The sequence below is a fragment of the Nostoc sp. CmiVER01 genome, from assembly GCF_034531135.2.
In the GTDB taxonomy this organism is placed as follows: Bacteria; Cyanobacteriota; Cyanobacteriia; order Cyanobacteriales; family Nostocaceae; genus Nostoc.
Window position 1 is genome coordinate 80171 of record NZ_JAVRBU020000008.1, and the last position, 22589, is coordinate 102759.

The 22589-nt window shown below is 42.9% G+C and carries 15 protein-coding genes, 1 tRNA gene and 2 pseudogenes; 12 read left to right on the plus strand and 6 right to left on the minus strand.

Going from position 1 to position 22589, the window contains the following annotated elements:
* Positions 1–636 precede the first annotated feature (636 nt).
* From RMZ43_RS14915 to RMZ43_RS14935, 5 genes and pseudogenes are all read left to right on the plus strand, one after another.
* Complete coding sequence (locus tag RMZ43_RS14915; protein WP_322653398.1) at positions 637–2994, plus strand: family 2 encapsulin nanocompartment cargo protein terpene cyclase; 2358 nt, start codon at positions 637–639, stop codon at positions 2992–2994.
* Between the two features lie 68 nt (positions 2995–3062).
* The gene (locus tag RMZ43_RS14920; protein WP_322651537.1) at positions 3063–4472 is read left to right on the plus strand and encodes a family 2B encapsulin nanocompartment shell protein; all 1410 of its coding nucleotides are present in this window, start codon (positions 3063–3065) and stop codon (positions 4470–4472) included.
* Positions 4473–4576: 104 nt separating this feature from the next.
* Positions 4577–5986 carry a family 2B encapsulin nanocompartment shell protein gene (locus RMZ43_RS14925; protein ID WP_322653399.1) on the plus strand — a complete coding sequence of 470 codons (1410 nt, stop codon included), beginning with the start codon at positions 4577–4579 and terminating at the stop codon, positions 5984–5986.
* 155 nt (positions 5987–6141) lie between these two features.
* Positions 6142–7071, plus strand: a complete 930-nt coding sequence (gene crtE / locus RMZ43_RS14930) for a geranylgeranyl diphosphate synthase CrtE (protein WP_322653400.1) — start codon at positions 6142–6144, stop codon at positions 7069–7071.
* 53 nt (positions 7072–7124) lie between these two features.
* A pseudogene (locus RMZ43_RS14935) lies at positions 7125–7319 on the plus strand (ISAs1 family transposase); the annotation flags it as partial.
* Between the two features lie 463 nt (positions 7320–7782).
* On the opposite strand, the gene RMZ43_RS14940 reads toward RMZ43_RS14935, so the two are convergent.
* The gene (locus tag RMZ43_RS14940; RefSeq protein ID WP_322653401.1) at positions 7783–8286 is read right to left on the minus strand and encodes a 2TM domain-containing protein; all 504 of its coding nucleotides are present in this window, start codon (positions 8284–8286) and stop codon (positions 7783–7785) included.
* A 239-nt stretch (positions 8287–8525) separates the two neighbouring features.
* Between RMZ43_RS14940 and RMZ43_RS14945 the strand changes: the two genes are divergently transcribed.
* Both RMZ43_RS14945 and RMZ43_RS14950 read left to right on the plus strand, forming a co-directional pair.
* Entirely contained in the window at positions 8526–9242 is a 717-nt protein-coding gene (locus tag RMZ43_RS14945) for an ROK family protein (protein WP_322651541.1), read from the plus strand.
* Positions 9243–10089: 847 nt separating this feature from the next.
* Positions 10090–10644, plus strand: a complete 555-nt coding sequence (locus tag RMZ43_RS14950; RefSeq protein ID WP_322653402.1) for a peptidoglycan-binding domain-containing protein — start codon at positions 10090–10092, stop codon at positions 10642–10644.
* 46 nt (positions 10645–10690) lie between these two features.
* Here RMZ43_RS14950 and RMZ43_RS14955 read toward each other — a convergent pair whose 3' ends face one another.
* The 3 genes from RMZ43_RS14955 to RMZ43_RS14965 all read right to left on the minus strand — a co-directional run bounded on the left by RMZ43_RS14955 (position 10691) and on the right by RMZ43_RS14965 (position 17174).
* Entirely contained in the window at positions 10691–13111 is a 2421-nt protein-coding gene (locus tag RMZ43_RS14955; RefSeq protein ID WP_322653515.1) for a sucrose synthase, read from the minus strand.
* Positions 13112–13454: 343 nt separating this feature from the next.
* Complete coding sequence (locus RMZ43_RS14960; protein WP_322653403.1) at positions 13455–16802, minus strand: PAS domain-containing hybrid sensor histidine kinase/response regulator; 3348 nt, start codon at positions 16800–16802, stop codon at positions 13455–13457.
* 299 nt (positions 16803–17101) lie between these two features.
* A tRNA-His gene (locus RMZ43_RS14965) sits at positions 17102–17174 on the minus strand.
* 121 nt (positions 17175–17295) lie between these two features.
* Here RMZ43_RS14965 and RMZ43_RS14970 point away from each other — a divergent pair.
* The 4 genes from RMZ43_RS14970 to RMZ43_RS14985 all read left to right on the plus strand — a co-directional run bounded on the left by RMZ43_RS14970 (position 17296) and on the right by RMZ43_RS14985 (position 21028).
* On the plus strand, positions 17296–17679 hold the full coding sequence (locus RMZ43_RS14970; protein ID WP_322651544.1) for a DUF4359 domain-containing protein: 384 nt from the start codon (positions 17296–17298) through the stop codon (positions 17677–17679).
* Positions 17680–17913: 234 nt separating this feature from the next.
* Positions 17914–18660 (plus strand): sirohydrochlorin chelatase, encoded by a 747-nt coding sequence (locus RMZ43_RS14975; RefSeq protein ID WP_322651545.1) that lies wholly within the window; start codon positions 17914–17916, stop codon positions 18658–18660.
* The gene (gene cobA / locus RMZ43_RS14980; protein ID WP_322653404.1) at positions 18657–19436 is read left to right on the plus strand and encodes a uroporphyrinogen-III C-methyltransferase; all 780 of its coding nucleotides are present in this window, start codon (positions 18657–18659) and stop codon (positions 19434–19436) included. Before RMZ43_RS14975 ends, cobA begins: the two co-directional genes overlap by 4 nt.
* A 152-nt stretch (positions 19437–19588) precedes the next feature.
* On the plus strand, positions 19589–21028 hold the full coding sequence (locus tag RMZ43_RS14985; RefSeq protein WP_322653405.1) for a DNA cytosine methyltransferase: 1440 nt from the start codon (positions 19589–19591) through the stop codon (positions 21026–21028).
* 3 nt (positions 21029–21031) lie between these two features.
* On the opposite strand, the gene RMZ43_RS14990 is transcribed toward RMZ43_RS14985, so the two are convergent.
* On the minus strand, positions 21032–21721 hold the full coding sequence (locus tag RMZ43_RS14990; protein ID WP_322653406.1) for a SinI family restriction endonuclease: 690 nt from the start codon (positions 21719–21721) through the stop codon (positions 21032–21034).
* 47 nt (positions 21722–21768) lie between these two features.
* On the opposite strand from RMZ43_RS14990, the pseudogene RMZ43_RS14995 reads away from it, so the two are divergent.
* A pseudogene (locus tag RMZ43_RS14995) lies at positions 21769–21864 on the plus strand (uroporphyrinogen-III C-methyltransferase); the annotation flags it as partial.
* A 30-nt stretch (positions 21865–21894) separates the two neighbouring features.
* Here RMZ43_RS14995 and RMZ43_RS15000 read toward each other — a convergent pair.
* Positions 21895–22512: a hypothetical protein gene (locus RMZ43_RS15000; RefSeq protein WP_322653407.1), complete on the minus strand. Its 618-nt coding sequence runs from the start codon at positions 22510–22512 to the stop codon at positions 21895–21897.
* Positions 22513–22589 lie beyond the last annotated feature (77 nt).

Sequence of the window (22589 nt, forward strand, 5' to 3'; positions counted from 1 at the left end):
ATCAGGGTGGAATACACCAAGACTCAAACCGAATAAGGCTTTCAGGAAATTGAATCTCACTATGCATGAAAGTGATAATCATTAAAAAAGAAAGATTTAGAAGCAAACTTCATACCGTCATTGCTGGAGTCCAAACTAGAAGAGAAACAGGAAACTACAATACACAACGTGCAAGGTTTAACTCTCATTCTTCTACTTAACTGTTTGTTACATACCTATAAATTTTCCACCGAATTACTTCATAGAAATAGTATTTTTTAAAAAAAATAATATACATATATTTAGTTATAAAAGTATTGATTTGGTTAAATGGAAAAGTGGGAAAAGTGGGAAAAGTAGGACGTTTTATAATAACTCTTGATAATGCTGTTGATAAGCTGTAACTTAATCCTTAGTGCATATCTGGCAAGAGTAAGTTGTAATTTTTTCGATTACTAGAAATAATTTCACTTACTCAAGATTAACAGCGAATGTTAAATGATAGCGGTTCCTACTCAGGGACGGCACAACATTATATCGCTAGGTGTAGAGGCACGGCGTGCCGTGTCCCTACATGTATAACTTACGTAAACTAGAACCACTATAACGCGACTTCAATCAAGACACTGAGCTTAAACTAATAGGTTTAAATGGACAATGACTTCTAGCAAGCAACCTTTTGAGTTGCCGAGTTTTTATGTGCCTTGGCCGGCACGGCTGAACCCAAACCTGGAAGCGGCACGGGTACATTCTAAAGCCTGGGCTTATGAAATGGGAATTTTGGGTGGGGTAGAGGGATCAGAAGACTATGGGATTTGGGATGAGCGCAAGTTTGATGCCCATGACTATGCATTATTGTGTTCTTATACCCATCCAGATGCCGATGAACCCATGCTCAATCTGGTAACTGATTGGTATGTTTGGGTATTTTTCTTCGACGATCATTTCCTTGAGCTTTACAAGCGTAGCCAAGATATGGCTGGGGCTAAGAAGTACCTCGATGGACTGCCAGCGTTTATGCCTGTACAGCCCCAAGAAACGCCGCCAGAACCCACCAATGCCGTAGAACGGGGTCTAGTAGACCTCTGGGATCGCACCATCCCCAATGCCTCCCAAGACTGGGTAATCCGGTTTTCTGAGAGTACGATCAATCTTCTCAAAGAATCTCAGTGGGAACTCGCCAATATCAGCCAAAATCGAGTTGCTAACCCGATTGAGTACATTGAGATGCGCCGTAAGGTGGGGGGAGCGCCCTGGTCAGCTAACTTAGTGGAACACGCGGTTGGGGCAGACATTCCGGCTGCGATCGCGTCCACTCGACCAATGCGTGTTCTCAAAGACACTTTTTCTGATGGGGTACATCTGCGAAATGACATCTTCTCTTACCAAAGAGAAGTGGAAGAAGAAGGGGAAAATGCTAACTGTATCTTGGTTTTAGAACGATTCCTGGATGTAAGTACCCAAGAGGCGGCCAACCTCACTAACGACTTACTAACATCTCGGGTGCAACAGTTTGAGAACACCTTTGTCACTGAGCTTCCTTCTTTGTTCGAGGAATATAGTTTGAGTCCCGATGAGCGTCTGAAAGTCGTCCTATATGCCAAAGGACTTCAGGACTGGCAGTCGGGGGGTCATGAGTGGCACATGAGATCGAGCCGCTATATGAACCAGACATCGGACAAATCTTCAACAGCAAGCTGGTTTTTAGGCGGCCCCACTGGATTAGGCACATCGGCAGCCCGTCTGGGAGCTTTATCCGATAGTTTGGGACTAAAACGGTTCAAAAGCTTCACCCATGTTCCTTATCAGCCTGTAGGGCCAGTAACCCTGCCGGAGTTTTATATGCCCTTCTCCACTAGTTTGAATTCCCATCTAGACGAGGCTCGGCGGCATTCTAAAGAATGGGCGCGTCAAATGGGGATGTTGGATGTACTGCCAGGGATGCCAGGTATTTACATCTGGGATGACCATAAATTCGATGTGGCTGACGTAGCTTTATGCGGTGCCTATATTCATCCCAATGGATCTAGTCCTGAGTTGAATATCACAGCTTGTTGGCTGGTTTGGGGAACCTATGCCGATGATTACTTCCCTGCACTGTACGGCTATAACCGCAACATGGCAGGGGCAAAAGTTTTCAATGCTCGGCTATCAGCGTTTATGCCTCTTGATGGAGATTCTATTCCTGAAGCAACAAACCCAGTCGAAAGGGGTTTAGCGGATATTTGGGCGCGGACAGCTGGGCCAATGACAGCTAATGCTCGTCGCCAGTTCCGCCGGGCGATCGAGGATATGACGGAAAGTTGGTTATGGGAACTAGCTAACCAAATCCAAAATCGCATTCCCGACCCAATAGACTATGTGGAAATGCGTCGTAAGACCTTTGGCTCCGATTTAACCATGAGCCTGTCTCGACTTTCCCAAGGGGATGAGATTCCACCAGAGATATTCCGCACCCGAACCATGCAGAATATCGATAATTCAGCCGCCGACTTCGCCTGTCTGACAAACGATATTTTTTCTTATCAGAAAGAAATCGAATTTGAGGGCGAGATTAATAATGGTGTACTGGCGGTTCAAAATTTCCTTAACTGCAATATCCCCCAGGCGGTCGCCATTGTTAACGACCTCATGACCTCTCGTGCCCTTCAGTTTGAACATATCGTTGCGACTGAACTCCCTATCTTGTGTGACGATTTCAACCTGGATACCAATGCCCGTAAGAAACTGTACGGATACGTCAAGAAACTGGAACAGTGGATGTGTGGCGTACTCAAGTGGCATAGGGCAGTAGACCGCTATAAGGAATTTGAATTGCGGAATAACTCGACAGAAAAGCGGTTACTCCAAGGCCCTATAGGCTTAGGCACTGGCGCGACCAAAATTAGACCAAGTGTCGCTCAGGAAACAACTCAAACCAATGTTCAGCCAGTGGTGCAGAACTTACTGAGTAGTCCAACAGGGTTAGGTACTTCAGCGACCAAAATTGGAACGCTGTTAGGAAGGAAAGGTTAGCTCAATCTGAGTCCCTATTCCGGTCAATCAAATAACTTGTCAACAAACATTACCAATGGAGATTCATTATGACTAATACAGCAAACACTCCCCTAGAAAATCAAATTGAGCAACTGCCAATGGCTTTGCAGACCGAAGCGGCGCGGAAATTGGCAGGCACTACCAAAACCCAACCCCAGATGGAGGGAATTACCTCACGGTGGCTTTTAAAACTACTACCTTGGGTAGAAACCGTGGGGGGTAGCTATCAGGTCAACCGCCGCTTAACATATAGGGTTGGAGATGGACGGGTCAGCTTTTCTAATACAGGGGCCCTGATACAGGTCATTCCGCAAGAACTCACTGAGTTACCTTTATTCCGGGGATTTGAAGATTTTGAGGTGTTAAACACCTTAGCTAGTCAATTTGTACAACAAGAATTTGCTGCGGGTGATGTGATCATCCAAGAAGGTCAACCAGCCGATAGAGTATTGCTAATTGCTCATGGTAAAGTCAACAAAATTGGTGCAGGCAAGTATGACGATCGCGTTGTTTTGAGTGTATTAGCCGATGGCGATCATTTTGGCGACTACGCTTTAGTAGAAGCCCAGGATACTTGGGATGTGACTCTCACAGCCATTACTCGTTGTACCATCTTGTCCCTGCCTCAAGCAGCTTTTCAAAACCTGGTTAACCAGTCTGAAGCTTTACAAACGCAAGTGGATCAATTCAGGGCAAAATTGCGCCAACCCCAAAACCAATACGGAGAAGCCTCGATTGATATTACCTCCGGCCACCTCGCAGAGGCAGTATTACCTGGGACTTTTGCAGATTATGAAATCAATCCACGAGAATATGAGTTAAGTGTCGCTCAAACCATTTTGCAAATCAATACGCGGGTTGCTGACCTCTACAACGAACCCATGAATCAGACTGAGGAACAATTACGCCTCACTATTGAAGCATTACGGGAACGCCAAGAACACGAAATGGTTAACAATCGTGACTTCGGACTGTTACACAATGCCGATCTCAAACAACGCATCTTTACCCGCAGCGGCCCTCCAACTCCTGACGATCTTGATGAATTGATCTCCATTGTTTGGAAAGAACCGAGCTTTTTCTTAGCTCATCCCCGCACCATTGCCGCGTTTGGTCGGCAATGCAACGCCCTTGGACTTTATCCCAACCCTATTCCTATGGGTAACAGTGCAATTCCCTCTTGGCGTGGTATTCCCATCTATCCTTGCAATAAGATTCCCGTTACAAAAGAGCGTACTAGCTCGATCATGTTAATGCGTGTGGGAGCAAACAACCAGGGTGTCATTGGTCTGCATAAAACTGGCATTCCTGATGAATATCAGCCTAGTTTGTCTGTCCGCTTTATGGGTATTAACGAAAAGGCCGTTATTTCTTACCTAGTTAGTGCTTACTACTCTACAGCCGTTCTTGTTCCTGATGCACTAGGCATTCTTGAAGATGTAGAAATTGGTCTTTAAGTAGTCGGATATCCTCTCCAAAGTAGGGGCGAACGGTTGTTCGCTCTTACTCTTTGATGCTCTCTCTTAGGAATGTAAATTTAGTTGCATGAAACGTTAACTTTATGACAGATGCTTTGATTAGGCCTGATTTAGAGCAAGAAAACAGGCAACTCCAGATGAGCTTAAGCACAAAAGGGGCGCGGAATTTAGCCACAACCACGAAAACTCCGCCCCAGATGCAAGGCATTACCCCCAGGTGGTTGTTACAGATGTTGCCTTGGGTGCAAGTTAAGGGTGGAGCCTATCGGGTTAACCGTCGCTTGACCTATGATGTTGGTAACGGACGGGTCAGCTTTACCAATACAGGGGCCCAGGTGCGGGTCATTCCCCAAGCCCTTTGTGAACTATCTTTACTGCGTGGTTTTGAGGATATTGAGGTACTCAACGCTTTAGCAGACCGCTTTGTACAACAAGAATTTGCCCCAGGTGAGGTAATTGTACAGGAAGGTCAACCAGCCGACCAGGTGTTATTAATTGCTCATGGTAAAGTTAATAAGCTGAAGGCAGGCAAATATGAGGCGGAAGCTTTACGGGATATCTTAGCTGATGGCGATTGTTTTGGTGGCGAAGCTATAGTTCTATCTCAGGAAACTTGGGAGGTTAGCCTGAGATCTGTTACGCGCTGCATAGTTTTGTCTTTGCCAGTACAGGCGTTTCGGGAGTTGATGAACCAGTCTGCAACGCTTCAGGCTCAGGTTGATCGCTTTAGAGCTATATTGAGCAAACCTCAAGATAGGCATAATCAAGCGGCGATCGCCATGACTGCGGGTCATAGTCAGGAAACTGAGTTACCCAGGACATTTGTTGATTACGACTTGAAACCACGGGAATATGAGTTAAGCCTCGCTCAAACTATTTTACGGGTGAATACACGAGTTGCTGACCTCTACAACGAACCCATGAACCAGACGGAGCAACAATTACGGCTGACTATCGAAGCTTTGCGGGAACGGCAAGAATACGAAATGCTGAATAATCCTGATTTTGGATTGTTGCACAATGCCGATCTTAAGCAACGCATCTTTACCCGCACCGGGCCACCGACTCCAGATGATTTTGATGAATTGCTTTCTCGGCGGCGCAAATCCCATTTTTTCCTAGCTCACCCTCGCGCGATCGCTGCTTTTAGCCGGGAGTGTAACCGTCGTGGAATCTATTCTCCAAGCACGGAAGTCAACGGAAAGATTGTACCTGCATGGCGCAACTATCCGATTTTTCCTTGTAACAAAATTCCGATCACTAAAGAGGGCACTAGCTCTATTTTGATATTCCGGACTGGAGAAGAAAACCAAGGGGTGATAGGTCTACACAAAACGGGTATCCCTGATGAATACCAACCCAGTTTGTCTGTGCGGTTTTCGGGTATCAACGAAAAAGCGATCGTTTCTTATCTTGTCACTGCCTACTACAGTGCAGTTATACTCATTCCCGATGCACTTGGCATCCTGGAAGATGTCGAAATTGGGCGCTGAGGTAAGGATAAACCTGACTTTTTTTACAGTGATTAAATTAAATGTCGTCGTGACAAATTGCTGTCTTTGAAATAAGCAGAATGTTGTTTGATAGTTCCCTCCAACCAGCTTTTATCGGTTAGGTGTAGTACTGTAATCTTAAAAATGAATTATTTATGGCGAATACTCAAGTCTTTGAATGGTCATCTGTTAAAAAAACTAGCTTTGACCTTAAAGCTTATTTATCAGAACGGCGATCGCAAGTTGAAGCAGCGCTTGAACAATCGATCACTGTAGTCTATCCAGAAATACTCTACGAATCCATGCGCTATTCTCTGCTGGCTGGAGGAAAGCGTCTACGCCCGATTCTATGTCTTGCCTGTTGTGAACTGGTTGGAGGCACAGTCGAGATGGCGATGCCTACTGCTTGTACGCTGGAAATGATTCACACCTTTTCTTTGATCCATGACGATTTACCCACAATGGATAATGATGACTATCGACGCGGCAAGTTAACTAACCATAAAATTTATGGCGAAAACATTGCCGTTCTAGCTGGTGATGCGCTTTTAGCCTACGCTTTTGAGTTTCTTGTGCTTCAAACCAAAGGAGTTGCTGCCCAGCAGTTATTGCAGGTTGTTGCTAAGTTGGCTCATGCAGTAGCAGCAACAGGTCTGGTTGGCGGTCAAGTTGTTGATTTACAATCTGAGGGATTGCAGAATATTGACATCGAAACCCTCAACTTTATTCATGCTCACAAAACAGGAGCTTTGTTAGAAGCTTCCATTCTCTCAGGTGCAATGCTAGCGAAAGCTGACAACGAAATCGTGCAAAAGCTTTCTTGTTATGCTTCCTACATTGGTCTAGCTTTTCAAATTGTTGATGATGTTTTGGATGTAATTGGGACACAAGAAGAACTCGGTAAAACCCCAGGCAAAGACCAAAAGGCACAGAAAGTAACGTATCCCAGTTTATGGGGTATTGAGGAATCAAAACGCAAGAGCCAAGAATTAGTTGACCTAGCCAAAGCTGAACTTGTTGATTTTGGAGATAAAGCACAACCTCTAATGGCGATCGCAGACTATATCACAGCTAGAACACATTAGTCAGCGCTCACTCTGCTCAGAAGATCGTAAAAAAAAGTCAGGTTACTTTGAATTTCAAGAGTGTTTTTTTCAACTGGATGAAATCAATACAGAGAATCACGGCTGGGGAAGTAATTGCAATTGACGGAAAAACTTTATGTGGTTCTTATGATCAGAGTACTAACCAAAGTACAATTCAAATAGTAAGTGCTTGGGCAAGTACAAATAAATTAGTTTTGGGACAGGTAAAGGTTGATAAAAAATCATATTAAATAACAGCAATCCCAGAATTAGAATTATTACAAGTATTACAACTTTCACACTATTGATAGAGTGTCATATCCGTAGAAAGATAGAAAGAATACTTCAGGCAATCAAATAATATCATGTCCGCTTGATTGCTTATTAAACCCGAAGAACCCCACCCCGCCAAAGCTACGCTTTGTCTACCCTAAGAGCAAGCGGGGAGGGGTTGGGGGTGGGGTGTAATGACTGTGGTTAGCATAACTAATTACACGGACATGATATAACATCAATTTTAATCCTAATAAGTGCTGTGTTTATTCAAATTAACTTTCAGTGGTATTACAGAACCAATATTGCGCTAAATGTTACCCCGAATTCTCCTGCGGGGTATTTTTTTGAATTAGTGATGTTTACGACGAGCTGGTTTACTAAATGCTGTGCGTAGCTTGCTTCTGGGTGAGGGTAAGCTAAAGCCAAGCAAATCTATTAAGCCTGTAATGCCTTAAACCACTTATTCAAAACTGTACTGATGGTTTTCTTAATCTCATGCTTACGATTCCATTTCTGGAAGGCCATTTCATACTCTTCGTCTTTCATTTGAAAGGTATTCCAGACATCCAGTCCTACAGGCAATCCGCAGAATAGCAAAATGTACAGCGACCAAGAAATTCCGCCACCAGTGATTAAATTTAGGAGTATAAAAAAGCCATTGAAAATTGCATAATTCCCTAGCCGCTTCTGAAATCTTCTGATGCGGTAAGCGTCAAAAGCCTTTCGGCGTTGAACTTGTCCCTGTTGTATTACCCAATCGCGTTCTGCTAACTTTAAAGACTCAGGTAAAATTTCTAACTCAGCAGCAATTTCTAATATCTGCTCATAAGAAAATTCTGTATCTTTATCGTCAGCTTGACGAGCGATCGCTAATTGTAAAATTTGTTGAACATCATCTTGGCTATAAAAGCGGAGACTCTTTGGTTCAAATGTTGTCATAATTCTTTCTCTTATATTCCTTTTAATAGAAATTTGCTGCCCGATAGATTTTAAACAGCTACGCCTGTACTATTTCCATTATTCTTACATTAGCAAATCTATTAGACATTAGTCATTGGTTATTCTCCCCCTACCTCCCCACTTCCCACCAATATAAAGACTCTCCAAATATCCAGATATTATTAAGATGCAGCAGAGGATAATAACTAGGCAACAAGCAGTAAGAAGGATGTAAATCAATGGTTAACGAAAATGGATCGATTCGCACCCTATCGGTTGATATTGGCGGTAGTGGCGTTAAGGCTATGGTTTTGGATATTACGGGGAATCCTGTAACCGAAAGAGCGCGTTTAGATACACCCCAACCTGCTACACCAGAGGTTGTAATTAATGCAATTGTTGTGTTAGCAGCCGCTCAAGGTGAATTTCATCGCGTTTCAGTCGGTTTTCCCGGTGTGGTGCGGAGTGGAGTCACGGAAACTGCGGTAAACCTACATCCAGATTGGATCGGATTTGATTTGGAAACAGCATTATTAAAACACTTAAACAAGCCTGTACGGGTAATTAATGATGCAGACATGCAGGGGTTTGGTGCGATCGCAGGTAAAGGTGTGGAATTGGTGATTACTCTGGGTACGGGGTTTGGTTCAGCTTTATTTGTAGATGGTAAGCTAGTGCCGAATATGGAAATGGGACATCACCCGTTTCGTAAAGGAGAAACTTTCGAGCAGCAGTTGGGGCGTGCAGAGTTAGAAAAAATTGGTGAGAAAAGATGGAATAAGCGTTTAGAAAAAGCGATCGCATCCTTGCAACATCTGTTCAATTATGATTGCCTTTACATTGGCGGCGGTGAAGCTGTGAGAGTGAATTTACAGCTACCGTTAAATGTAAAACTCATCCCTAATGTCGCTGGTTTGTTAGGCGGTATTGCTTTGTGGCGAGATGAGAAAAGGTAAAAATTTCAGTATCTACAACTGGGTGTATTAAGCGATATCTCTAAGGGGCTACGTCTACGCACTTTTTATTAAGGTGCTTCTTTTTCAATATTTAAAATTTTAACAAAAATTAACACAGGTTGGGTAAAAGAATTGCACAGACATAATGTCCAATCCTACTGTGTAATTTTGTCATGTAGTAATCTAAATTCTAGTTAAAATTCAAGACTGTGCAACAACGTTGTACGGTTTTATTTTATTCAGGTCAAAGTATGGGCTTTCCAAGAATACGACAAAGCAAATATTTATAAATTTTCCCTGAATACTCCTAAAGCAAAGCCGATAAAACCAGATAATACTGTGAAGATTGGCATGTATCTTACAAAATAACAGTAATTGATAAAAGGTTTATAGCCCCTTTGAGGGAAAAGAAATTGTTTAGAATTAAGAGTTTATAATTATTGCCAAATGTTGGATAAATCAATACTTAAAAAATGACTCATGAATCCAGTAGTATTTTTACTGGCAGTATAAATATGAGAAAAGCTACATCAGCATATCAAGGTAGATTCAAGATAAGTAGGCAAATTTGTTTGATGATATTCCCAGATGATCGTATAGTATGTTATTGTCTAAACCGTTGATTTAGATACCATATTTTCCAAGTTCATGGTTTGATTAAAGATAAAAAAAGCACAAAACTAATCATGTTAATCTGATTAGATGGAAAAGGAGGTGAGCAAATATGCTCATGAAAATATTATATGAAAAATTATTACATGACTTTTTATTGGTCAGTATGCACTATATTGCACATTAGCAATGTTGTTGGTTAAAAGAAATATTGGTTGAAGTGAAATGAACTACAATGACTGAAATTGGCCTGATGATGACGAGCGTGTTAACAATAAGACAAGCATCTGGAGCCAATTTGCCACAGCAGCAATTAGTTCAGATGGAGAATGACGTAAACCAATCAAAACAGAGTCAGTTAGAAATAACTGCTCAAGTCACACCACCTGAATTCATGCAGACGGATTGGATTTCTCAGGCTTATTCCTGTGCGATCGCACCAGAAAAAAAACATATACTTAAGAAAATCAGCAAAAAGAATCCGAAACTAGGTTCTTCTAACTTAGGTAAGTCTAATAAGTATCCCCAGTCTGAAGATAAAGTCCGTACAAAGGCTACAGGACAGTTTCAAAAGTTTAGTAGTCAACCTATGCCGACTCTTTCTTTCGGTAGCTCTGGTGTTGCTGTCAGAGCCTTACAACGGTTGTTAGTATCTAACGGTTATGCCGTTAGAGTGGATGGAATTTACGGCGCACTGACAGAAACTGCTGTCAAAGCCTTTCAAAATCAGCAGAATTTAGCAACAGATGGAGTAGTTGGTCAACGAACTTGGCGGGCGTTAACAATTTAGTCATTTGTCTTTAGTCTTTAGCTAATGACAAATGACAAATAACAAACTAACGGTATTTATGCTGCTCTAATAGCTGTTGCGCTCTTGGCTTGTAAATTAAATAGAACAAAGCCTCAAGATAACGTAATAAATCTTCCCGATTCTCCTTCGAGTTAAAGTTCCAGAAGCCATAAATCCGTGCTAATGATAACAGCTTGCTAGTATGAATTTTCCAAGTATAGGTGCTATAAACTCGATCAATTCCTCGCTGCGAAATTTCATTCCAATAATTAGGATTTTGTTCGCATTTAGTGAGAAAATCCACAATTTTTGTGGCTGTCTCGTCTAAATTTGTAGGGTTAATCAAAAAGCCATTAACCTTATCTTGAATAATCTCCAGTGGCCCACCAAACTGTGTAGCAAAAGTCGGTAATCCTGAAACCATCGACTCTAAAATTGTCAAACCAAAAGCTTCAAATAAAGCTGGTTGTACAAAAATCCCTTGATGATCGGCAATGACTCGGTAAATTTCACCAGAATCAGTTTTAGTCAGGCGCACACCCAACCAACGAATCTTGCCGTGAAGATTGTATTCCTCAATGATTTGGTAAAGTTTGATAATTTCGTCACGTTCTTCGTTGTCGCCTGATTCTTCGACGCGCAATTTACCCGCCACTAAAATTAAATTGCAATGCTCTTGTAATTCTTTACTTTGACCATAACATTCAGCTAAACCTGTGAGGTTTTTGATGTGGTCAAGACGCGCCATTGAGAAGAGAGGGCGCTTGTTAGGATCGTCGAGTTTGCCAAAGATTTGCGTGGGGTCTTCTAGAGTAAAGAGTGTTTCTGCAAGGCGTTGGCGATCGCTCTCTACTCGGTCTTTAGTCCGGGTGTAGGGGAAGTAATTATTTTCGTTTACTCCAGGCGGTACGACATTAAATTTGGGACTAAATAATTCAATGCCATTAGTCACATGATATAACTCTGGCATGGTGAAGCACTTATAAGACTCGTACTGTCCCACACTATCTGGTGTTCCCACAATTTCTTGGTAGGTGCTACTGATCACAAAATTAGCAGCATTCATTGCAATCAAGTCAGCTGTGAATTGTAATGAAAAATGATATTTATCCTCTAATTCTTGCCAGTAGAGGTTACTGAATAAGTATTTAGATTTTTCTAAAGCATGGGCAACATTGCATTGGGTAACTTTCAGCCGTCGCGCCAGCAAGAATGCTACTAAATTTCCATCAGTATAGTTTCCAACTATTAAGTCAGGTGTGCCGTGAAATTCTGCTCGTAGTTCTCTTTCTGAATCAATGGCAAAAGTTTCTAGATAAGGCCAAAACTCAAACCGGGAAATCCAGTTTTGAGTCATGTTGGGATTAAATTCCCGTAAAGGCACTCGCAAAATCCAGGCATTTTCGGTACCAAGGACTTTTTCTAGCCGTTGATTACAAAGGGTGCCATCACTATTGGGAATCAAGCGGGTGAGAATAATCACCTTTGGCTCAACATTCAATTTCTCTAAACCCGCAAGCAGAACATCTTCTTGTAGCTGCTTCTCTAGGCTCTTTGCCTGGTCAAGTACGTAAACTACCTGACCGCCGGTATCAGGACGACCCAACACTCCCTCTTGTCCAAACCAACCGTGAGCTGACACCAAAACGATTCTAAAAATCATCGGGACACGAGAAATAAAGGCTTCTAGGGTCAGAGGATCGGCAGAATCAATCAATTCATCGAGAATACTTAAAGTTTCCCGGACTCGCGCTGCGGTGTTACCCCAACCTGGTTCAAAACCCATTGACTGCAATTGGAAGCGGAATTGTTCGTAAGGTTCCTCTTCGGGGCGATTACTAACAAAACCGATCGCTTTCTTAACTTGCTCGGAAAGTTGCTGCTGTGATTGAATGCGATCGTTAAGCAGCAGTTGCACACCGTTGTAGTGGTGCAGGCGCAAAAAATTCAATAAGCTATCTAGCAATTGTTTGGAGTCTTGAAATATTTTGCTGGATAGATAGCGGTTGAGAAATTGTACCCCCTTACCAATATTTTTGGGGTCGCGGATGACTGGGGTGTAGTCATAAAAGGGGCCGAAGTCCAATTCTAGCAGGTCGCCCTCGTTGGGATGATATTTGTTCACCAAGCGATCGCGCAGATCGAGCAAATCCTGCACAGTCATCGCCTCAATGCTTAAGTCTGATGTCAACCAATAAACTTCTTGGCTGGCAATCTTAGAACGGATAATGAAACAAAAGTTTGAGTCCTCCTGAATAATTTCTTGAGTATAGTAAATCAGTTTGCCTAACTCAGAGGTAGTATAAAATTCCTCGGGTTTCTGAGACTTTGAGCAATACTCACTATATACATTCAGTATGTCGTTCCGCAGCAAGTATTTCTTTTCTTGTTGGCGTAATTCACTAAGAAAGGAACGCAAATCACTTTTTTCTTCACTATCTAAGACTGCTTGAAGCAATTCAGACATGGCAACTCCATTAGATGACGATGTTTGCATTGTTGACTTTCAAGGCAAGGCAAATAAGCCACTACCTTTTGTTAGACCATATATAAACACGAAATAACACAGATAAATTGTATTTATCTGTGTACCTACAATTATCAACTTTTCAGCAGGCACTTAAACCGTGTTCTTCTTTACCTAAAGTATCTATGACTCAGTATTTTTTGCTCTAACTAAAGGTATACAATTTTTATTTCTTTTGATAGATGTTATTAAGTAACTCTATAACAATTTGGGCACAACTTGTCACGCCCTCAACTGCTTGATCTAATTTTTAGAATATCATTTAAGGGAAGAGCATACAAGTCTACATTTCGACGGCGATCGCCACCAAAACTTCTGGATCAATGGGTTTGGCAACGTGACGTTGAAATCCGGCGGCGATCGCTTGCAGTTGATCGAGTTCTCCGGCATAAGCTGTTAAGGCAATAGCGGGAATTTTTCCCCCTTGCTGAGGTGGAAGGGCGCGAATTTGCCGGATCAGCATATAACCATCCATCTCTGGCATCCCAATGTCACTGATGATGAGCTTGGGAATGGATTGAGTAAATGCTTGTAGTGCATCAGCCCCAGATGCAACAGCAGTGACGATCGCGCCATGTTGCTCTAAAACAAAAGCGATGAACTCCCGCGAGTCCGTTTCATCATCGACGACTAAAATGTGAATGCCGCTCAAATCACTCTCCTTAACGGGTGATTGTTTTAAGATTGGTGCTTCAGTTAATTGAGGTGCAAGCGGAATTTGAACTGTGAATATTGCTCCTAGCTCAACACCTGGAGTGTCTACTGTGACTGTTCCACCGTGCATTTCCACAATTTGGCGTACAATCGCCAGTCCCAACCCTAGCCCGCCAAATTTGCGGGTGGTTGCGCTATCTTCTTGCCGGAAATGTTCAAACACGTAGGGCAGAAAATCGGCACTAATTCCTTTTCCGGTATCAGTGATTTGAATTTGGGCATGATTTTCAACTTGGGATAGCGCAATCGTGACTTGCCCCCCAATAGGAGTAAACTTAATGGCATTCGACAGCAGATTCCACACGACCTGCTGCAATCGCCCTGCATCCCCGACTACCACTCCTAGAACAGGTGAGACGATCATCTGAATTTGGATTGACTTGGCTTCTGCGGCTAGCCGAACCGTTTCCAGCGCCGCCCGAATCACTGTATTCAGGTCAATGGGTAAGGTTGATAAGCTCATTTTGCCTTGCAGAATCCGGGAAATGTCTAGCAAGTCATCGATCAGTTGCACCTGAAGCTGGGCGTTGCGCTTGATCGTGGCGATCGCAATATTCGTTTTTTCTGCATTTAGCTTTCCCTGCTGCAACAGCTTTGACCAACCCAGAATTGGATTCATGGGCGTTCTCAGTTCATGGGAAAGAACCGCCAGGAACTCATCTTTAATGCGATTAGTTTGATCTAATGCTTCAGCGCGTGCCTGTAGCTCTGCAACCAAGTGCGATCGTTCTAAGGCAGCAGCGACTTGATTGGCAACTGTTTCCATGAGGTCAAGTTCGTCACGGGTAAAGCGATCGCGCTGACGAGTTCCTAGTCCCAGAGTGCCCAAGACGCGTTGGCCTTGCCCGCCGCAGGCATCGCCCACAATCAGTGGATGACTTGCATAAGCTCTGATACCAATTGACTGAACTGGAATGGCGAAGGAATTGTTTGTTAAGAGCGCATTTTCAACAACAGCGGGTTGGCGATGTTGCACCGCATAACCACACACCCCTTGCCCTAACTGCAAAAATTTAACAGATAAAGCAATCTCCTCTGAGATGCCCCCATAAGTATTTAGCTGAAGGCGTTGCTGGTCTTCTTCAAACAAGTAATTTAAATAAACTTCGAGTCCCAAATGAGTTGAAATCTTTTGAAACAAACTGGCTAAAAACTGCTTGGGATCTTGGTTGAGCAAAAGATCGTTGGCAACTTCTGAAAGCAGCTTCAGCCGTTCGTTGCTGGCTTTCACAGTCGCTTCGATTTGCTTGCGATCGCTAATATCTCGCGTCACACCTGCCACCGCTTCTACTGCGCCATTTATGCCCAAAAGCGGGACGAAAATGTATTCATAAGCCCGCGTGCCTAATGCACTTGTGTACGGCGTTTCATCTTTGAGCGGTTGACCCGTCTTGATGACTTGCTGAATCTGATTTTGAAGTCGGGTTGCTAAATCGGTTGGATAATCCAGGTCAAAAAAGTTTTTGCCGAGGACTTGGGCCGATGTTTTCTGTAAGAGGTCAAGCAATGGCTGATTGATGTAAGTGAACCGTCCAAACAGATCGAATGTATAAATAAAATCGGGTACAGAAGAGGCGAGCGCATCGAACTTTCGCAGTTGTCGTTCGAGTTCGGCAGAAATCTGTTGCCAAGCGGATTCGGCTTGTTTGCGTTCAGTGATGTCTGCCAGTGCCCCAGGAAAAGTGATCGCTTTGCCATCAGCAGCATATTCAACGCGACCGCGTGCCGCAACCCAGCGCTCCTCGCTCATCGCCGTATAAATGCGGTACTCACTTATGTATTCTTCGCCAGTTTCAATCGCTTGGTTAATGGCTGCAACTACTCGTGGGCGGTCTTCTTCGTGTATCGCCTGTATAAATAGTTCAATTGGTAAGCCGGTCGTCGCCTTTGCTGAGTCAACGCCAAACAAGTGAGCAAAGGCTGCATTCACGGTCACCAGATTATCGGGAATCTTCCACCGCCATGTGTAAATCGCTCCTGCCGCTAAAGCGGACTCCCATTGCACATGGGCTTCCCGTAGGTCAGCTTCGGCAATTTTGCGATCGCTAATATCGAGTGAAATCCCGATCATCCGCTCAGGATTGCCCGCCTCATCGTCAATTACACAACCCCGAACGAGTACCCAGTGCGTGCTGCGATCGTTCCAAAGGGTGCGGTACTCCACATTGTAATCGGTGCGGTTGGTAATCGAGTCTTGAATTGCCGCTTGCACCCAAGTCCGATCCTCTGGATGAATCCGCTCCATCAGAACTTGGTGCGAGAAATCAGCCTCAATGGGTAAACCATAGTTGACTTTGCACTGGTCAGAAGTAGACAGAACCTCTGTTTTGAGATCAAATTGCCAGGAGCCGAGTTTGTTGGTCTTAAGGATGAGTTGAAGCTGCTGTTCACTGACTTGCAGTTGTTCGTTGACCTGCTTTAACTCCTGCGCTCTGGCATATATTTCCATCTCCATCTGCTCGCTACGAGTTTGGAGTGATTGATTGAGTTGATGCTGTTCATTTTGCTGCTGCTGCACCCGCAGCAACTCGGTAACATCTTCGGCTCGGTGAATAATGTGCGTCATCTCACCGTTTTCACCAAAGACTGGCGAGTTAGTTACCATCCAGTACCGCTCTTCAAAGCCACTCCCTTCTGATTCCGGGCGGCGAATGTCATACTTCTGCACTGCCATCGTGTGAGGCAGGCGATGCTTGATTACATTAGACAACGAGGCACGTAAATTCTGAACGCCGTTTGCATTCGGATCGTCGGGATTGTCTGGAAAAACCTCGAATAGATGACGACCAACGACCTCTTCTCGTTTTGTCTTCGTTGCCCGGAAGTAAGCATCACTTCCCGCGACAATCACAAAGTCGAGTGAGTAGACGATATACAATCCCGGTATCGATTCAAATAAGGTTTGAAAATTCAGCATCCATTCCCTCGCTCATGCTTCGCCAAAGTAATCGAGCAGTAGGGATTGAGGACTCGTTCGATCGGCTGAAACGAGGCTAAAACCCTCTTGCCTTCTGCCCCCTGTCTTATCCTAACGACAGATGTTGCTTACGTACATCATTTTTTATAAGATAAGCTAATGAATTATAGTCGCCTTACAATCTTTCCAAGTCTATAAAGCTATAAATGACAGATCCTTGTTAAAGTGATGGTTATGAGTGTTAACACCACACAACCTACCTTTTACAGGAGTATAAATATTAATATGAAATTATTTAGGGCGAACGATGGGAATTGAACCCACGAATGGTGGTACCACAAACCACTGCCTTAACCACTTGGCTACGCTCGCCATTCAACAGTTTTGATTATAGCAATAATTTGGCAAGCGATCAAGGGTTTTTATTTAAGGAACGGACTTAGTTGATTTAGAGTCTCTGAAATCTAACAATTATAATGAATTTTTGGCAAATATGAAACCCTTAACGATCATTGCATATACTGGTGCAGCAGCAGGACTCGCCGCCTTGGGTATGACAATGGCGAACACCAATCCCAGTCAGGTTGAGTATGAAGAATATGCAGTGCAACGGCTGACAGAATACTTAAAAACCGATGTATGCAAAAAAACTACCAATATTATAGAAAATTTAATTCGTTTTAATTGTGATAAGTTGGTTGACTCGGCTAACCCGCAAATCCAAGAAATTATTGCCAGGACTACAGAAAGACAAAATTATATTATTTTTAGCATTTACCGTACAGATTTAAAAATAAACTCTTGGATACCTTCTTACAAATTTGAAACGGTGGGAGCTTTTGATCAATTTTATACTTACACTGCTGAGAAACAATAAGGTAAGGAGCAGAGGAAGCAGGGGAAGATGAGGGAGCAGGGGAAGCAGAAGCTGATAGTTGTCTTGGATGTAGGAATTGAGTAATTTAATTTTTGGAGTTCCCGATAAAAGTAATTAAAAATACTTCTATTTATTAATTGATAATAGTTTCAATAATCACAACAGTACTTATTACCACCAGCTTAATATTAAGTAAGATATGATAATTAGTCACTGAGAGTTCAAGCTTTGCCGATGTCATCTGCCTATCTGCTAGTATCTCACGGAAGCCGCGATCGCCGCCCAGAAATTGCCATGCAACAACTAGCAAAGCTGGTACATAACAAATTGTCAGAAAACCACAACGCATTAAATAGTGTACATCAGGTTGGTATAGCTGCTTTGGAAATGAATCCTCAGCCTTTACACCAGCAGATTCAAGAATTTGCGAATAGGGCTTTTTGTGAGCGCCAACCATCTCAAAACCAGAATCGCCTCAAAATTGTACCGTTATTTCTGCTGCCGGGAGTCCATGTAATGACAGATATCCCTGGCGAAGTAGCACTAGCACAACAGGCTATTGGTCAAGATATCATGATTGAGTTGCAACCATACTTAGGCTCTCATCCCAATTTAGATAAATTGCTGGCAAAACAAATAGCTGCTATAAAAACAGAAGCATGGATTCTCTTAGCTCATGGTAGCCGTCGCCCAGGTTCTAAAGAAACTGTGGAAGCAATGGCAGCGAGTTTAGGAATAGTAGCTGCTTATTGGGCTAATCCTCCTAGTTTAGAATCACGAGTGAAAGAGTTGGTAGCTGCTGGTTATAAAGAAATTGCAATTTTGCCATACTTTTTATTCGCAGGTGGAATAACCGATGCGATCGCGGCCTCAATAGAGGAGCTAAAATTACAATTTCCTGCGGTGAATTTCCAATTGGCAGAACCACTGGGAGCAAGTGCAGAATTAGCCGAACTAATTTGGGATTTAACAGATAGATGAACCGCACAGAAAAACAGGAGAATAAGTATTTGGGAAAGGTTTATTTAGTAGGTGCGGGGCCAGGAGATCCAGGACTAATTACCTTGAAGGCAAAAGGTTTATTGGAATGTGCAGATGTAGTTGTCTATGATGCTTTAGTGAGTCCGGCAATTCTGGCAATGATTAATCCCCAAGCCGAGCAAATTAACGCTGGTAAGCGCAGGGGGAAACATTCGCTCTTCCAAGAAGAAACAACTCAATTGCTGATTGAGAAAGCGCAGGATCATGCAATTGTGGTGCGCTTAAAGGGTGGCGATCCTTTTATTTTTGGTCGCGGTGGCGAAGAGATGGAAGAATTAGTCAACGCTGGGATACCAACGGAAGTTGTGCCTGGTATTACATCGGGTATTGCAGCCGCAGCTTATGCAGGTATCCCATTAACTCATCGGCTATATAGTTCTTCAGTTACATTTGTGACTGGTCACGAAGCGGCGGGTAAGTATAGACCGAAGGTGGATTGGAATGCGATCGCGCACGGTTCCGAAACCATTGTAATTTATATGGGAATCCACAATCTGCCTTATATTGTGGAACAGTTAAGTGCAGCTGGGTTGAATTTAGAAACACCTATTGCTTTGGTGCGCTGGGGTACGCGCCCAGAACAAGAAGAATTGATTGGGACTATAGAAACAATTGTAGAGCAGGTAGAGCAAACTGGATTTGGTGCGCCTGCGATCGCAGTCATTGGGCAAGTAGTAAATATGCACAGTATTTTGTCTAGTTGTCGTCTAGTTTGATGGTTAGTTTGAAGGTTGTCCAACATTTGACCTGCACATAAAATCATTCTCGCAAACGGTCGGTTTTGCGAATACTTATCTCTATACTTAATAGCGGTTGACATAACCGCTTGATAATGGTATCTATGGTTTAAAAAAGTTTCGAGTGCGAAATGAAAAACTGTCCCTATTTGTCCACAAAGGAAGCAGCTTCAAAAATAGGTATTTCTGAGCAAAGGGTTCGTACTCTATTGCGTAGTGGGGATATCAAGGGACAGCAGGTAGGGAAAGTGTGGGTTATGGAGCCGGAGGCAGTTGAAGATTACATTAACCGGATCAAGGGAAATTATCCTGTAGATAGGACGAGCAAGGAAAATCATCACCAAGCAGTTAAAGCCATTTCTTTTTTCTCAGGCGCTATGGGACTGGATCTTGGTTTTGAGAAAGCAGGTATCGAAATTTCCCTTGCGTGTGAGGTGGATAAGCACTGCCGACAGACCATAGTTGCAAACAAGCCAGATATTGCACTTTTGGGGAATATAGCGTCTTACACTGCTCAGGATATCCTGGTTCATGCCAAACTAGCCAAAGAAGATGTAGATATTATGTTAGGCGGGCCACCCTGCCAAGCTTTTTCCACAGCAGGGGCAAGGCGTGGTTTCAAAGATGAGAGGGGCAATATATTCTTAAAGTACATTGAACTTATCTTAGAAATAAGCCCAAAATACGCTGTCATCGAGAATGTAAGAGGTTTTCTTTCAGCACCATTACTGCACCGCCCTCACTCAGAAAGAGGAAGCGGCTGTGTTCCCTTATCCAGAGAAGAAATGCCAGGTGGTGCTTTGAAATATATTGTGAATAAACTTCGTAAAGGTGGTTACAGTATCAGTTTTAACTTATACAACACGGCAAATTATGGTGTCCCCCAAATTAGGGAAAGAGTGGTCATGATCTGCCATCGTGGAGAGAAAAAGGTTCCTTATTTATACCCCACACATTCAGAAAATGGTGATTTTGGTCTTGATCGGTGGATAACCCTACGTGAATCTATTGCAGATTTAAGCCAAAGTGAGGCAGAGTATATCGATTTCCCAGAAGGGAGGCTAAAGTATTACAGAATGTTAAAAGAGGGTCAATACTGGAAACATCTACCTGAAGAATTGCAGAAAGAAGCATTAGGTAAATCCTATTACTCAGGTGGAGGGAAAACTGGTTTCTTTAGACGCTTGTCATGGGATAGACCAAGCTGTACTTTAGTGACATCTCCAGCCATGCCAGCAACGGATATCTGTCACCCAGAACATCTGCGCCCGTTAAGTATTCAGGAATATAAACGTATTCAGCAATTTCCAGACAGTTGGGTCGTATGTGGTTCCCTCATCGAGCAATATCGGCAGATAGGGAATGCTGTACCTGTCGGTTTTGGAGAAGCAATAGGTAAAGCGATCCTTGCACACATGAGTGGTAAGATAAAACATCCCCCCTTGAACTTCCCATTTTCACGTTATAAAGGTAACGATGATGTTTTATGGGAAGCTAAAATTAGTGAGTCGTTAGAAGAGATAAAACCGATCCAAAGTTCGCTTTTTACAGCAACAGCATACACTGTATAAGAGTTAGGACTTTATCTCTCTTAAAGCAGCAAGGTATTTTTCGACATACGATCTGAAGCCTTCTTCTGAAAGCTCTTCTTTTCCTTCCAATGAGGGGAATTTAGCCCAGTTGTCCCCCTTTTTTTTAGAAAAAGTTCGGAACCATTTTTTTATTGGGGTTCCCTTACGGATAGCGGCAGAAGAAGAGTTTTCAGTATTATCTCTATTTTTTACTTGTAGCAATTGCCAGACATTTTTGTTATCAAAATATATAAAATCAACTGCTTTGACTATAGAACCAGAACACCATATCCATCCATGCGGTTCAATAACTGTCGTAACGTACCTTTCTAGCAAATCCCCTACAATATTCTCAGCCCCCATTGATAGGCGGTGCAATTCTTCAGCTTTTCCCAATTCCTCATACGAAACTTCAAAATACTTATTCAGGATGATACTTACCATTTCATCCGGTATTGTACTAGGTGGCAGGGGTGTTCGTGGGTCACGACCTGTTTTGAAATTTGTAGCACTAGCAATAATATATTCTTCTGTCCCGACGATAGGCTGATTTTTACCCTTTCGCGGTGAAGCCGCAGCAGGGTTATCCGAAAGAAATCGTATGACCATTATAAATTTATCGCTAAGTGATGGATCAACACTATCCATTGCTTTCTTTGCAATCTCTGCTGAATTTAATATAAATTCCGGCATAGGTTACTAAAATTATTAGAGGCTATCGGTCTAATTTCAATACAGTTGAGGTAGAGCAAACTGGATTTGGTGCGCCTGCGATCGCAGTCATTGGGCAAGTAGTAAATATGCACAGCATTTTGTCTAGTTGTCGTCCAGTTTGATGGTTCGCGCAAATGTGAAATCCCCTGTCTTTAAGTTTCTCGAATCCAAAATGCCAATCCTCCAGCTCGGCCACGAGCTGCAATAAAATCTTCCGTCACCAAAAAGAAACCAAAGAAAGGGAGTTTAGCTATGGACTGGTTGTAGAAATCTTCTACTTGAATACCAGAACCCATTGGTCTGTCATAAACAATACGACCAAATAGACTAATAAGAATTCGGTTGAAGTCAAACGCCAATAAATTTTTCTTGTTGAAATATTTCACTGGCCCCGTAAGGTTCAACAAAACTGGGCCAAATTCAACCTGATTATTAATTTCGCCCCTGTCTGAATCCTGTTCTAAAGTGGCATTAAAGGAAACATGGATTTTGATAAACTTGGGTACATATAAACCCTTGCCTAATACAATTCCGCCACGCTCTCTGACTTTCTTAGTACCAGTGGCAAAGCAAAGTTGCCATTTGCCTCGAAGAGACTCAAACGGATAAGTTAACCGTTCCTGCTTGGTAGATTTTTCTGCTTGTAGCAACGCATTTACTAATATTTCAGCACTAGGGGGTGTGCCTTCCTGTGCTTGATACGCAGCCGCAGTTTGGGATAGCACATTCACAAAGTCAAATGTCGCTTTAGATGTCAAATTAGCTGTCATAATTTAACTATTCATTTACTTTTCTGATAGATTGTACCGTTATGGAGAGTAGCAGAGGAGAATCGGGAAGAGGTATT